Origin of the sequence: Oceanospirillum sediminis (assembly GCF_014164585.1) — a bacterium.
Classification (GTDB): Bacteria; Pseudomonadota; Gammaproteobacteria; order Pseudomonadales; family Halomonadaceae; genus Oceanospirillum; species Oceanospirillum sediminis.
In genome coordinates, this window is record NZ_JACJFM010000011.1 from 57905 (window position 1) to 71502 (window position 13598).

General features: G+C 49.0%; 11 protein-coding genes. All 11 read left to right on the forward strand.

The annotated features are described in order from the left end of the window. The first annotated feature begins 65 nt into the window (after window positions 1-65). The 11 genes from leuC (at window position 66) to accD (ending at window position 13595) form a co-directional block, all read left to right on the forward strand. Entirely contained in the window at window positions 66-1493 is a 1428-nt protein-coding gene (gene leuC, locus H4O21_RS10440) for a 3-isopropylmalate dehydratase large subunit (protein ID WP_182808810.1), read from the forward strand. A gap of 16 nt (window positions 1494-1509) precedes the next feature. Next, the gene (gene leuD, locus H4O21_RS10445) at window positions 1510-2148 is read left to right on the forward strand and encodes a 3-isopropylmalate dehydratase small subunit (RefSeq protein WP_182808811.1); all 639 of its coding nucleotides are present in this window, start codon (window positions 1510-1512) and stop codon (window positions 2146-2148) included. A gap of 209 nt (window positions 2149-2357) precedes the next feature. Then, the gene (leuB, locus tag H4O21_RS10450; protein ID WP_182808812.1) at window positions 2358-3419 is read left to right on the forward strand and encodes a 3-isopropylmalate dehydrogenase; all 1062 of its coding nucleotides are present in this window, start codon (window positions 2358-2360) and stop codon (window positions 3417-3419) included. Window positions 3420-3616: 197 nt separating this feature from the next. Then, entirely contained in the window at window positions 3617-4732 is a 1116-nt protein-coding gene (asd, locus tag H4O21_RS10455) for an aspartate-semialdehyde dehydrogenase (protein WP_182808813.1), read from the forward strand. Between the two features lie 358 nt (window positions 4733-5090). Next, complete coding sequence (locus H4O21_RS10460; protein ID WP_182808814.1) at window positions 5091-8879, forward strand: FimV/HubP family polar landmark protein; 3789 nt, start codon at window positions 5091-5093, stop codon at window positions 8877-8879. Window position 8880: 1 nt separating this feature from the next. Beyond that, window positions 8881-9717 (forward strand): tRNA pseudouridine(38-40) synthase TruA, encoded by an 837-nt coding sequence (gene truA, locus H4O21_RS10465; protein WP_182808815.1) that lies wholly within the window; start codon window positions 8881-8883, stop codon window positions 9715-9717. 17 nt (window positions 9718-9734) lie between these two features. Continuing rightward, complete coding sequence (locus H4O21_RS25895; protein ID WP_255487251.1) at window positions 9735-9857, forward strand: hypothetical protein; 123 nt, start codon at window positions 9735-9737, stop codon at window positions 9855-9857. A gap of 7 nt (window positions 9858-9864) precedes the next feature. Further along, a complete protein-coding gene (locus H4O21_RS10470; protein WP_182808816.1) occupies window positions 9865-10482 on the forward strand; it encodes a phosphoribosylanthranilate isomerase in 618 nt (205 codons plus the stop codon). 26 nt (window positions 10483-10508) lie between these two features. Then, the gene (gene trpB / locus H4O21_RS10475; RefSeq protein ID WP_182808880.1) at window positions 10509-11699 is read left to right on the forward strand and encodes a tryptophan synthase subunit beta; all 1191 of its coding nucleotides are present in this window, start codon (window positions 10509-10511) and stop codon (window positions 11697-11699) included. A gap of 8 nt (window positions 11700-11707) precedes the next feature. Next, a complete protein-coding gene (gene trpA, locus H4O21_RS10480) occupies window positions 11708-12511 on the forward strand; it encodes a tryptophan synthase subunit alpha (RefSeq protein WP_182808881.1) in 804 nt (267 codons plus the stop codon). 106 nt (window positions 12512-12617) lie between these two features. Further along, the gene (accD, locus tag H4O21_RS10485; protein ID WP_182808817.1) at window positions 12618-13595 is read left to right on the forward strand and encodes an acetyl-CoA carboxylase, carboxyltransferase subunit beta; all 978 of its coding nucleotides are present in this window, start codon (window positions 12618-12620) and stop codon (window positions 13593-13595) included. Window positions 13596-13598 lie beyond the last annotated feature (3 nt).

Consider the following 13598-nt stretch of genomic DNA (forward strand, 5'->3'; position numbering starts at 1 on the left):
ATAGGAAGCCATAAACTGCTTTCAACGTCCATAGAGACGATCAGAAAAATGATGAGGAGCTAACCATGACAGGCAAAACCCTGTACGACAAATTGTGGGATGACCACCTGGTACAAGAGCGTGATGACGGTACATCTTTGATTTACATTGACCGTCAGTTATTACATGAAGTCACTTCTCCTCAGGCGTTTGAAGGTCTGAAACTGGCAGGTCGTGGCCTATGGCGTGTCAACGCTAACCTGGCGACCCCTGATCACAACGTACCGACGACCGTTGAAGAGCGTAAAGCCGGTAACGAAGGTATCGAAGATCCGGTATCCAAGATTCAGGTTGTGACGCTGGATGATAACTGTGATGAGTTCGGTGTGACCGAATTTAAGATTAACGATATCCGTCAGGGTATTGTGCACGTGGTAGGCCCTGAGCAGGGTGCGACTCTGCCAGGTATGACTGTGGTATGTGGTGACTCTCACACGGCTACTCACGGTGCGTTTGGTGCTCTGGCTCACGGTATCGGTACTTCTGAAGTGGAACATGTGATGGCCACTCAGTGTCTGATCCAGCGTAAGATGAAAAACATGCTGGTTAAGGTGAATGGCCAGCTGGGTGCCGGTGTGACCGGTAAAGACGTGGTACTGGCTGTGATCGGCAAGATCGGTACTGCGGGCGGCACAGGTTATGCGATCGAGTTTGGTGGTGAGGCGATTCAGAGCCTGTCCATGGAAGGTCGTATGACCATCTGTAATATGGCGATTGAAGCGGGTGCCCGTGTAGGTCTGGTGGCTGTTGATCAAACGACTATCGACTACGTAAAAGGTCGTCCATTTGCCCCGACAGAAGATCAGTGGGAGCAAGCGGTAGCCGCCTGGAGCGAACTGCACTCTGATGCCGACGCGGTATTTGATACCGTGGTTGAGCTGGAAGGTAACGAAATTGCGCCACAGGTGACCTGGGGTAACTCGCCAGAGATGGTAGTGCCTGTCAATGCAGTAGTCCCGAATCCTGCGGATCAGTCTGATGAAAATCAGCAGAAGGCTTACACCCGTGCTCTGGAGTATATGGGCTTAACGGCTGGTCAGGCGATCACTGATATTAAACTGGATCGTGTGTTTATCGGTTCTTGCACCAACTCCCGTATCGAAGATCTGCGTGAAGCTGCTGCGGTAGCAAAAGGCAAGAAGGTTGCTGATAACGTGATTCAGGCGCTGGTTGTACCGGGTTCTGGTCTGGTTAAACAGCAGGCAGAAGAAGAAGGTCTGGATAAGATCTTTACCGAAGCCGGTTTTGAGTGGCGTGAGCCGGGTTGTTCCATGTGTCTGGCGATGAATGCGGATAAGTTAGGTGCCGGTGAACATTGTGCTTCAACCTCTAACCGTAACTTTGAAGGCCGTCAGGGCTTTGGTGGTCGTACACACCTGGTCAGCCCGGGTATGGCAGCCGCTGCCGCCGTTGCAGGTCATTTTGTTGACGTACGTGAAGTAGAAACAGCCTAAGAAGCCGGAGGTTAAAATGGACAAGTTTACACAATTAGACGGCTTGACTGCGCCTATGGATCGAGCCAATGTCGACACCGACATGATCATTCCAAAGCAGTTCCTGAAATCCATTAAGCGTTCAGGCTTTGGTCCTAATCTGTTTGATGAGTTGCGTTACCTGGATGAAGGTAAGCCGGATCAGGATTGCAGTGGTCGTCCACTGAATGAAGAGTTTGTACTGAACCAATCCCGTTATCAGGGCGCTTCTGTCCTGCTGGCACGTCAGAACTTCGGTTGTGGTTCTTCCCGTGAGCACGCGCCATGGGCCTTGCTGGATTACGGCTTCCGTTGCGTGATCGCTCCAAGCTTTGCGGATATCTTCTATAACAACTGTTTTAAGAACGGTATTCTGCCGATCATTCTGGACGAAGACACTGTAGACAGCCTGTTTAAAGAGGTTGAAGCGGAAGAAGGTTATCGTCTGGTAGTGGATCTGGAAGCGAAAGAGATCCGTACTCCTGGTGGTCGAACTATTGCGTTTGATGTGGATGATTTCCGTCGTCACTGCCTGTTAAATGGCCTGGATGATATCGGTCTGACTCTGGAAGATGCCGATCAGATCCGTGCTTACGAAGAGAAGCGTAAGCAGCAAGCACCTTGGCTGTTTAACTAAGAGCGGTTTAGTTAAGAGCTAGTTGTTAGGCTCTTGTTTGAAGAATATGTCGTTTGTAATTGATTTGGTTGTTTAAACAACAGCGACAGCGACTGCGCAAATATAACGATTATAAAGTGCCTGAGATTGTGAATTTCAGGCACTGAGCAATTTAAAAATACAAGCCGTAGTCGGGCATAACTCGGCTGCGAGAAACAAGGATATAAGCAATGACTAAGAATGTATTGGTACTGCCGGGTGACGGTATTGGTCCTGAGATTGTGACTGAAGCAGTAAAAGTTTTAGGCACTCTGAATCTGGATATCGAAATCGATAGCGCGCTGGTAGGTGGTTCTGCGGTAGATGCGACGGGTAACCCGCTGCCGGAAGAAACGCTGAACAAGGCTCGTTCTGCCGATGCAATCCTACTGGGTGCGGTAGGTGGTCCTAAGTGGGATGGTAACCCAATGGAAAGCCGCCCAGAGAAAGGTCTGCTGGGTCTGCGCTCTGAACTGGAACTGTTTGCTAACTTCCGTCCAGCGATTCTGTATCCTCAGCTGGCAGAAGCATCTACCCTTAAGCCCGAAGTGGTTTCCGGTCTGGATATCCTGATCGTACGTGAACTGACCGGTGGTATCTACTTCGGTCAGCCACGTGGTATCCGCACGCTGGAAAATGGCGAGCGTGAAGGTTACAACACTTACGTATACAGCGAGTCTGAAATTCGTCGTATCGGTCGTCAGGCGTTTGAAGCCGCGCAAAAGCGTGGCAAGCGTCTGTGTTCCGTTGATAAATCCAACGTACTGGAAGTAACGGTGCTGTGGAAAGAAGTGATGGAAGAGCTGGCGAAGGAATATCCTGATGTTGAGCTGAGCCATATGCTGGTCGACAACGCTGCGATGCAGTTGGTGCGTGCGCCTAAGCAGTTTGATGTTGTAGTCACCGGCAATATGTTCGGTGATATCCTGTCTGACGCTGCGGCGATGCTGACCGGTTCTATCGGTATGCTGCCTTCTGCTTCTCTGGATAAAGATGGCAAGGGTATGTACGAACCATGTCACGGTTCTGCACCAGATATCGCAGGTCAGGGTAAAGCGAACCCACTGGCGACTATCCTGTCTGTGGCTATGATGCTGCGTTACTCTCTGGATGAAAGTGCGGCAGCGGATCGTATCGAAGCTGCGGTACAGAAAGTGCTGGATCAAGGTCTGCGCACAGGTGACATCATGTCTGAAGGTTGCACTCTGGTATCTACTGAAGAGATGGGTGATGCGGTTGTTGCAGCCCTGTAAGCTATTTGGCTTGTGCAAGCATTACCGGACTTATATCTGATAGGCGTTTTTTGCTTGAAAAGCGTTGCAGATTCCTGATAAATAACGTTAGAAAATTCTGAGAGGCTGCTGGGCGGCCTCTTGATTTAGCCTAACCCCTGGCGGCATTTGGTATAGCTTTGGGGTGGGTGATGTTTAATGACCATATAGGTGAAAAGATGGCTCAAAAACGTGTAGGTCTTGTTGGCTGGCGGGGCATGGTAGGCTCCGTATTGATGAAGCGTATGCAGGACGAAGGTGATTTTAATCATATCGAACCGATCTTTTTTACAACCTCTCAGGCAGGTCAGGCGGCACCAAACTTTGGTAAAGAAGCCCCTGCACTGAAGGATGCAACGGATATCGACGAGCTGAAGGCGATGGATATTATCATCACCTGTCAGGGCGGCGACTACACCAAGGCGGTTTATCCTGAACTGCGTGAAAGCGGTTGGAACGGTTACTGGATTGATGCGGCGTCTTCGCTACGTATGGATGATGATGCCATCATCGTACTGGATCCGGTGAACATGAATGTGATTAAGGATGGTCTGGCCAAGGGTGTAAAGACCTATGTGGGTGGTAACTGTACCGTATCTCTGATGCTGATGGGGCTGGGTGGTCTGTTCCAGAATGACCTGGTAGAGTGGATGACGTCCATGACCTACCAGGCAGCTTCTGGAGGTGGTGCCCGTCATATGAAAGAGCTGATTGCTCAGATGGGGATTATCAACTCAGCAGTTGCGGATAAGCTGGATGCGGGTTCTGCGATTTTGGAAGTGGATCGTCTTGTTGCTGAGACTATTCGCAGTGAGCAGATGCCGGTTGATAACTTTGGTGTACCTCTGGCGGGCTCTTTGATTCCTTGGATCGATACCAGGCTCGATAACGGTCAGAGCCGTGAAGAGTGGAAAGCTTTTGCAGAAACCAACAAGATTCTGGGTCTGGGCGATAGCCCGATTCCAATTGATGGCACCTGTGTTCGTATCGGCGCTATGCGTTGCCACAGCCAGGCGTTTACCATCAAGCTGAAGAAAAATGTGCCGATGGATGAAGTGGAGGCGATGATCGCTGAAGCAAACGACTGGGTGAAAGTGATTCCAAATGAGCGTGACATCACTGCATCTGAGCTGAGCCCGGTTAAAGTCACCGGTACTCTGAGTGTGCCTGTGGGTCGTCTGCGTAAGATGAACCTGGGTGATGAATACCTGAACGCTTTTAGCGTTGGTGATCAGTTGCTGTGGGGCGCTGCCGAACCTCTGCGTCGCATGTTGCGCATTCTGTTAGAAGATTAATTTCACATTGATTTTCTGTGACATTGAAAAAGCCTGCCTTTGGCAGGCTTTTTCCGTTTTTGCGGCAATATTTTACTGTCTGCTAATTTTTAAGCCTTTATTTTCTTAAAAAGAGAAAAAATAGGCTGGCCTGCTATTTGCTAAACTATTGAACAGTTCACATGAAAATAATATAAAAATGTTAATCTGAATCGGTAAAAAAACGGGCAGATATTCTGACTAATGTGTACAAATCATTGAAATATTGATAAAAGTTACAGTCAGAAAACTATCAACTGACTCTGGTAAAATCTGATATCCTGAGTCAGTATGCCGTACTGCTGTTCAGGACAGTACAAAGTGTTAAGGAATCAGGATTATGGTGCGCAAGCTGGCGGGTACTCTGGCAACAATGGGTTTGTTAAGCAGCCCGATAGTGCTGGGGCTGGGACTTGGTAATGCCGAGTTGCAATCTTCTCTGAATCAGCCGTTAAAGGCCCGGATTCAGTTGTCTCAGACTCAGGGAATATCTCCTTCCGATATTCGGGTGCAACTGGCTGATGAGCAGGCTTTTGCAAGAGCGGGACTCGAAAGGCCTTATTTTTTACAAGGGCTGAACTTTTCCGTACAGGAAAATGCGCGAGGGCTTTATATTGATCTGAATAGTGCTTCTGCTATCAGAGAGCCGTTTCTGAACCTGTTGATTACCGTTGAATCTCCGCAGGGGCGAATGTTGCGTGAATACACTTTCCTGCTGGATCCTCCTTCATACAATAGCGCTGTGACTCAGCAGTATGCCAATGCTGTCACGGAACAATATACTCAGCAGGTTGCTGAAGCCGCACCCAGACAACCTGCTCCTCTGGCACCATCTGTCAGACAGAATACTGCACAAGCACAAGCACAAGCACAAGCACAAGCACAAGCACAAGCACCTCTGGCTGCTCCGGCAGCTGGAAAGCTGGTATCAGAAGGTGCACGTAGAGTTGTTGTTGGTCCATCTGGCACTTTATGGAGCCTGGCCAGAGAAAATCGACCGAATAATCGTATTTCAATTAAGCAGGCTATGCTGGCTATTCAGGAAGCTAACCCTGATGCCTTCCCGACGGGCAATATCAATGATATGGAGTCTGGCAGTACCGTTCTGATTCCTAGTGCGGAGGCTATGACCCGACGTAGTCTGGCTGAGGCTGCGGCAGAGGTTGAGCGTCAGAACAAAGCATGGGTGTCCCTGAAGGCTGCACTGGCACGGCAGGCTGGAGATAGTACTGCTCAGCCGGTAGCTAAAGCTGCAGCTGAAAGCGGTCTGAAGCTGGTTGGCGATAGTGATAAAACAGAGAAAACCCCTCCGGCCAACAGTGATAAAACGTCTGAAAAAATAAAATCTCTTGAAGAGAAACTGGCTCTTACAGAAGAGAACCTGGATAAAACAGAAAGAGAGAAGTCAGAGCTTTCGGGCCGCCTGAATGATCTGCAAAAGCAGGTCGGCACTTTGAGAAAGCTGGTTCGATTGAAAGATGAACAGCTGACGGCAATGGAAAAAATGCTGGCTAAACAGAACCAGCTGATAGCGGGTAAAGCTGTAGATAGCCAGCCTGTTGAAAAGCCGGCAGAGCCAGAAAAAGCAGTGGTTGAAGAGACCTCTCAGATACAGCCGCCCGTGGCTACTGTTTCTGGTATGGCTGCGACCGGAGCTGTTTCAGCTGGGGCGATAGGCATTGATCTGGCTGCAGAAGCTGAAAAACAGAAAGCAGATGAAGTCACTGAAATACCTGAAGAAAAGAAACCAATTGAGCCTTTTAAGATAGATGAGGCACAGGGTACTGAAGAGCTGGAACCGTCAGGTTTTCTGATGGATACTCTGCAAAATAATATGATGGCTATTGGTGGCGGCATTGCTGCGCTTCTTGCGGCCATTGTTGGTTTCATGGTGCTGCGTCGTAAGAAGGCTGGAGCAGGGAAGAATAGCTCCAAATCCAAACAGGATAAACAGGATTCAGATGGTCTGTCCGGAACTGAGATGGCTGGTGCTGCGGCTGTAGGTGCAGCAGGGGTGGTTGCTGCAGATGCAATGGCAGATGGTCTGGATGATGACTTAGGCGGTCTTGATGATGATCTCGGTGGTGGTCTGGATGACAGCTTAGGTGGCCTTGATGATGATCTCGGCGGTGGTCTGGATGATGACTTAGGCGGTCTTGATGATGATCTCGGTGGTGGTCTGGATGACAGCTTAGGTGGCCTTGATGATGACCTCGGTGGTGGTCTGGATGACAGCTTAGGTGGCCTTGATGATGACCTCGGTGGTGGTCTGGACGATGACTTAGGCGGCTTTGATGATGATCTCAGTGGCGGTCTGGATGATGACTTAGGCGGTCTTGATGATGATCTTGATCTTGGTGGTGGCGTTGATGACAGCTTAGGCAGCCTTGATGACGGCCTTGACGGAAGTCTGGATGAACTGGATTCAGATGGCTGGGGTGAAGCAGCCAGTGAACTTGAAAGTGATGGCGATGATTTTGATCTGGGTGAACTGGACCTGGATGGAGATCTGGACTTTGGTGATTCTGACGATGAGGGTGACGACCCTTTCGTACAAGCTGAGTCGACAGCGGCGATCGCGCCAGCAAAGGATGCTGATGACGATGAGTTGGCTCAGGATAATGCGGGTTCTGATGAGGAACTGGATGATTTACTGCAGTTGGATGATCTGTTGCCAGATGATGAGGTTGTTGCAGATGAGGTTGAAGATCCGGATGAAGGGTTGCTGGATCTTGATGAGTTAATGGATGATCTGTCGGAAGATGGGACATCTGGTGAGTTAACTTCAGAATCAGATGCAGCTGACCTCTCGGGTTTTGTTGCTGAGGATGAAAGTATCCTTGTAGATTCCAATGAAGAAAATGAACCGGAAAATGATTTTCCGGTAGATTTGCTGGCAGAGCTGGAAGACTTATCTGATAGCGATAGTTCTACAGGCGAGGCCCTGAATCATTCTGAACCTTCAGATAATGAGGAGCAGCCTGATGAGTCTGATGTTTTTAATCCTGAGGATCTGGTTGATCTGGCTCCTGAGGCAGCATCAGCGGCTGCAGGTGCAACCGTCGCTGCGGCTGTTGCATCAGACTCGAATGAGAAAACTGAGTCAGATACTGATCCGCTGTCTGAAGCTGAGTCCAGTATTGCTGCCGGGGAATATGAGCATGCAGCAGGAGTATTGCAGAGAGCATTATCAGAAGATAGCGATAACAATGCATTACGACTGAAGTTGATGGAAGTTATGGTTGAGCTGGAAGATCAGCCAACATTTGATCATGAAATGCGTTTGCTACAGGCATCCGGAGATGCTGTCGCACTGACTCATGCTTTGGAGTTACAGCACGACATCAATGAAAAACTGAATTCTGCCAGTCGATCTGCTGTTGATGTCGCCGGTAGTACACCTGTAGGTGAAAACAATGATGATTTTGACCCTATGGATCTTGTTGAACTGGGCGATGATGTCAGTTTTGATGAAGAGGCTGTATCCCCTGAAGATGACATCATTGATCTTGGCAAAGAGCTGGATGCACTGGAAAGGGATTTTGGCCGGTTATCTGCAGAGAGTGCTGAGCAGTCTCTGCTTGAAGATGATATTGAATTAACTGAACTGGATTTTGGTGATGATTCCTCAGCTGAAGGGAATACCCGGTCAGATCAGGTCAGTGTTGCTCAGACTGAAAAAGAGACAGACTATCCGTTGTCAGAACACCAGCAGGTTCTGAGTTCTGGTCATGACGAGGCATCATCTCTGGGAGGGCTGAGCTCTTCTGATACTGAAGTCCCGTCAGGTAATGATGCTTTGGAAAGCCTGATGGGGCAGGATCTTGATGACCTTTCTCCATCCCTGGATGACGTCGGAGGGTTGAGTTCCGAGCAGCTGGCTGATTTAGGTGATCTTGCAGATCTGACTATTTCAGAAGAAGATCTTCTTACCGATGACGATGTGCTTAATATTGATGGTATTATCGATGAACATGAAGATCCGGCGATTAAACTGGATCTGGCGCGCGCTTACATTGATATGGGTAATGAAGCCTCTGCCCGGGAAGCGCTGCAGGACGTCTTGCAATATGGTAGTAATGAGCAGAAGGACGACGCTCAGCAATTGATGGAGAAGCTGCAAAGCTGATATGAGTGAGTTCCCTGTTTTTTCTGATAATAACGGCCGTTCAGGCCGTTATGCTATGTGTGTTGAATATAACGGCGCAGCCTATCATGGCTGGCAAACTCAGCAACCCGGCGTTAAAAGTGTCCAGGAAACTCTGGAACAGGCGCTGAGTAAAGTAGCTAACGAGTCAGTTACTGTACTCTGTTCCGGGCGAACTGATTCCGGAGTGCATGCGTCAAGCCAGATTGTGCATTTTGATAGCACTGCTTCCCGATCCAGTAAAGCCTGGGTATATGGATGTAATACCAATTTGCCTGATGATATTGCCGTCCGGTGGGCTATTCCTGTCAAGGATGAATTTCATGCCAGGTATTCAGCAGAAGCCCGGCGATACCGCTATGTGATTTATAATAACCGTGTCAGGCCTGCTCTGATGCATGGTCAGATGACCTGGTTTGATCAGCCACTTGATGAAGCCCTTATGGATAACGCGGTGCAGTTATTATTAGGAGAGAACGACTTCTCCTCTTTCAGGGCAGCGGGATGTCAGTCAAATACCCCATGGCGGAATATTCAGCAGGCCAGCGTCATTCGACGAGGTTGTCTGGTTATTCTGGAAATAAGGGCGAATGCTTTTTTGCACCATATGATCAGGAATATTGTGGGAGCGCTTTTGCCAGTCGGTACCGGGGAGAAACCTGTGGAATGGATTGCTGAATTATTAGCACTGCGAGACAGGACTAAAGCGGGAGTTACAGCCCGGCCTGATGGCCTGTATTTTGTTGAAGCTGTTTATCCTGAGCATTTTGGCTTACCTGCCCAGCCCTTAGGGCCTCATTTTCTGAGTATGTTTGAGTAATGCTCCTGGTGTCAGACATGAAAGATGGGGAACTGAAACGTCAGCTCTACTCAGAGCATGTTGCCTCTCATTCCATGACAGGCCATCACTGGATGCCTGAACTCTTTAACCTGATATCTCCAGATATTTCCGGGGCATAATCGATTTATGAAGCGAACGCGTGTAAAAATTTGTGGTATAACTCGCCTGGAAGATGCCCAGAGTGCTATTGATGCAGGAGCAGATGCATTGGGGTTTGTTTTTTATTCTCCCAGCCCCAGATATATCAAACCAGAGAGAGCAGCTGAAATTATTCAGCAATTGCCTCCTTTTATTTCAACGGTTGGTCTGTTTGTGAATGAAGCGGCCGAAGAGGTGGATCGGATAAGAAAGCTTACTCAGATTGACCTGCTACAGTTTCATGGCGATGAAACGTCAGTGTTCTGTGAGCAGTTTAACCAGGCCTGGATTAAAGCCCTCAGAGTCAGAGATCAAGGCAGTCTGCAGCAATCTTTAGCTGAATTTGAATCAGCCAGAGCTGTTCTGCTGGATAGTTATCGACCGGGTGTCCCTGGTGGAACTGGAGAGACGTTTAACTGGGATCTGATACCTTCTGATTATTCGCGCCCGATTATTCTTGCCGGAGGGTTGACTCCGGACAATATCAGCGATGCCGTACGACAGCTTCAACCCTATGGAGTTGATGTTTCCGGTGGCGTTGAAGCCAGTAAGGGGATCAAGGATCCCATTAAAATTCATGCATTTATTAGAGGTGCAAATCCGTGACCAAGGCGAACACCTACGCTGAACTGATGCAACTGCCAGATGATAGAGGACACTTTGGTCCTTATGGCGGACGTTTTGTTTCAGAAACGCTGAGCTATGCGTTAGAAGAATTAGAAGCTACCTATAAAAAACTGTCGGCCGATCCTGATTTTCAGGCTGAGTTTGATAAAGATCTGGCTCATTATGTGGGTCGTCCTTCGCCGCTTTACCACGCAGAACGATGGTCACGGATGCTGGGTGGTGCGCAGATTTATCTGAAGCGTGAAGATCTTAACCATACTGGTGCACATAAGGTGAATAACACCATCGGTCAGGCTCTGCTGGCAAAATATACGGGTAAGCCCCGTGTGATTGCGGAAACCGGAGCCGGTCAGCACGGTGTTGCAACGGCCACTGTAGCCGCTCGTTTAGGTCTGGAATGTGAGATCTATATGGGAGCTGAAGATGTGCGGCGTCAGGCGTTAAATGTCTATCGTATGAAGCTGCTGGGGGCTAAAGTTAATGCCGTTGAGTCCGGTTCGCGTACGCTTAAAGATGCGATGAACGAAGCGATGCGTGATTGGGTAACCAATGTCGATTCAACATTTTACATCATCGGCACTGTGGCTGGCCCTCACCCTTATCCTCAGCTGGTGCGTGATTTTAACTCTGTGATTGGCCGTGAAGCCCGTGAACAGAGTCTGACGCAGACAGGTCGATTGCCTGATGCTCTGGTGGCTTGTGTGGGTGGCGGTTCTAACGCAATGGGGCTGTTTTATCCGTTCCTGGCTGATGAAGCGGTTGCCATGTACGGTGTAGAAGCTGCGGGTGATGGTCTGGATTCTGGTCGTCATGCAGCGCCTCTGTGTAAAGGTTCTCCGGGGGTTTTACATGGCAACCGAACGTATCTGATGCAGAACCATGACGGTCAGATTATCGAGACTCATTCGGTATCAGCTGGCCTGGATTATCCGGGGGTCGGTCCAGAGCATGCTTATCTGAAAGATGCTGGACGTGTGAATTATGTGGCTGCAGAAGATGAAGAAGTGCTGAGTGCTTTCCGTGAGCTGACACGGGTTGAAGGTATTATGCCTGCTCTGGAGAGTAGCCATGCTCTGGCTTATGGCCGCAAACTTGCTCAGAGTATGAGTCCTGATCAGCAGATCATTATTAACCTGTCTGGCCGTGGTGATAAAGACATCCACACGGTAGCTGGTATTGATGGCATTACGGTGTGAGGTTGATGATGTCCAGAATTGAACAGAAGTTTGCTCAGCTGAATGAGCAGGGCAAAAAGGCACTGATTCCTTATATCACGGGTGGAGATCCTGAACCTGGGTATACCGTTGGCTTTATGCATGCACTGGTTGAAGCCGGTGCAGATATGATTGAGTTAGGTATTCCTTTCTCTGATCCTATGGCGGATGGAGAGGTCATTCAGAAGGCTCATGAACGCTCTCTGGCTGCTGGCACAACACTGGAAGGCATTCTGGAAATGGTAGCCGAGTTTCGCCAGACAAACCAGGATACACCGGTTGTTCTGATGGGATACCTGAATCCCATTGAATATATGGGGTATGCTAACTTTGCGCAAAAAGCAAAAACGGCTGGCGTTGATGGCCTGCTGACCGTTGATTTGCCACCAGAAGAAGCTGATGACGTTGTTCCTCTGCTGAAGGAAGCCGGGATTGACACTATTTTCTTAATTGCCCCTACCACAACCCCGGCCCGAGCAGCTAAAATAGCAAGCCATGCTTCCGGTTATCTGTATTATGTTTCGATAAAAGGGGTAACCGGATCTGCGACTCTTGATACTCAGGCGGTTGCTGAAAAAACAGCTGAACTCCGACAGTTAACGTCTGTCCCAGTAGCTGTGGGTTTTGGTATCCGGGATGGTGCATCTGCTGCTGCGATCAGTCAGGTTTCTGATGGCGCAATTGTTGGTAGTGTGCTGGTCAATAAAATTGCTGCTCTGGCGCAAACGCCTGAACAGATCCCGGCAGCTCTGGCTGAAACGCTGAATGAAATGCGTACTGCCATGGATGCCTGAGCCTTCAACAGCTGATGCTGTAAAAGTGTGCAGATAAAATAAACATCAGATGCTGGCCGCCTTCGGGCGGCCTGGCTTTTATGAATTGACCGAAGTAGTTAATAATATGAGTTGGCTCGAAAAAATTGTTCCTTCGATCGTGCGTTCTGAACGCAATCGCCGTACTAATATCCCTGAGGGGCTATGGCGTAAGTGCCCTAAGTGTGAATCTGTTCTGTATCGCCCTGAGCTGGAAAAAAATGTAAACGTTTGTCCTAAGTGTGATCACCATATGCGTCTGACCGCACGTAAGCGTCTGGGCTCGTTCCTGGATGAATCAGGTCGCATTGAGCTGTTTACCGATATTGAACCCGTTGATCGTCTGAAATTTAAAGATTCGAAGAAATATAAAGATCGTTTGTCAGCGGCTCAGAAAAGCACAGACGAAAAAGATGCTCTGATTGTTATGCGGGGCACAGTGAATGATGTTGAAGTCATTGCCTGTGCTTTCGAATTTAATTTCATGGGTGGCTCCATGGGATCTGTTGTCGGGCAGCGTTTTGTTAAGGCTGCAGAGCTGGCGCTGGAAGAGAATGTTCCTTTTATCTGTTTCTCTGCCAGTGGCGGCGCTCGTATGCAGGAAGCGTTGTTCTCTCTGATGCAGATGGCACGTACCAGTGCTGTACTGGAGAAACTTAAACAGGCTGGCGTGCCGTATATTTCTGTACTGACAGATCCTGTTTATGGCGGTGTTTCTGCCAGTCTGGCTATGCTGGGTGATCTGAACATTGCAGAACCTTTTGCCCTGTGTGGTTTTGCCGGTCCTCGTGTTATTGAGCAAACCGTTCGCGAAAAACTGCCGGAAGGTTTCCAGCGCAGCGAATTCCTGCTGGAGCATGGCACTGTAGATATGATTCTGCACCGTCACGAAATGCGTGATCGTGTGTCTGCTATCCTGCTGAAACTGACTGGAATGCCTGCTGCTCCGATTACTGAAGAAACCCCGGATGATGAATCTGAAACTGTAGACAGTGGTGAACCTGAAGCCGCAGAAAGCAGTGATCATTCCTCTGAAAAAACTGAAGCTGATAAAGCGGCGGGTTGATTC

What these genes read in the sequence shown, in the direction of transcription:
- asd (WP_182808813.1), top strand. Translation starts at nt 3,617, where the DNA reads ATGGCTCAAAAACGTGTAGGTCTTGTTGGCTGGCGGGGCATGGTAGGC.
- H4O21_RS10470 (WP_182808816.1), top strand. Translation starts at nt 9,865, where the DNA reads ATGAAGCGAACGCGTGTAAAAATTTGTGGTATAACTCGCCTGGAAGAT.
- leuD (WP_182808811.1), top strand. Translation starts at nt 1,510, where the DNA reads ATGGACAAGTTTACACAATTAGACGGCTTGACTGCGCCTATGGATCGA.
- H4O21_RS10460 (WP_182808814.1), top strand. Translation starts at nt 5,091, where the DNA reads ATGGTGCGCAAGCTGGCGGGTACTCTGGCAACAATGGGTTTGTTAAGC.
- truA (WP_182808815.1), top strand. Translation starts at nt 8,881, where the DNA reads ATGAGTGAGTTCCCTGTTTTTTCTGATAATAACGGCCGTTCAGGCCGT.
- leuC (WP_182808810.1), top strand. Translation starts at nt 66, where the DNA reads ATGACAGGCAAAACCCTGTACGACAAATTGTGGGATGACCACCTGGTA.
- accD (WP_182808817.1), top strand. Translation starts at nt 12,618, where the DNA reads ATGAGTTGGCTCGAAAAAATTGTTCCTTCGATCGTGCGTTCTGAACGC.
- trpB (WP_182808880.1), top strand. Translation starts at nt 10,509, where the DNA reads ATGCAACTGCCAGATGATAGAGGACACTTTGGTCCTTATGGCGGACGT.
- leuB (WP_182808812.1), top strand. Translation starts at nt 2,358, where the DNA reads ATGACTAAGAATGTATTGGTACTGCCGGGTGACGGTATTGGTCCTGAG.
- H4O21_RS25895 (WP_255487251.1), top strand. Translation starts at nt 9,735, where the DNA reads ATGAAAGATGGGGAACTGAAACGTCAGCTCTACTCAGAGCATGTTGCC.
- trpA (WP_182808881.1), top strand. Translation starts at nt 11,708, where the DNA reads ATGTCCAGAATTGAACAGAAGTTTGCTCAGCTGAATGAGCAGGGCAAA.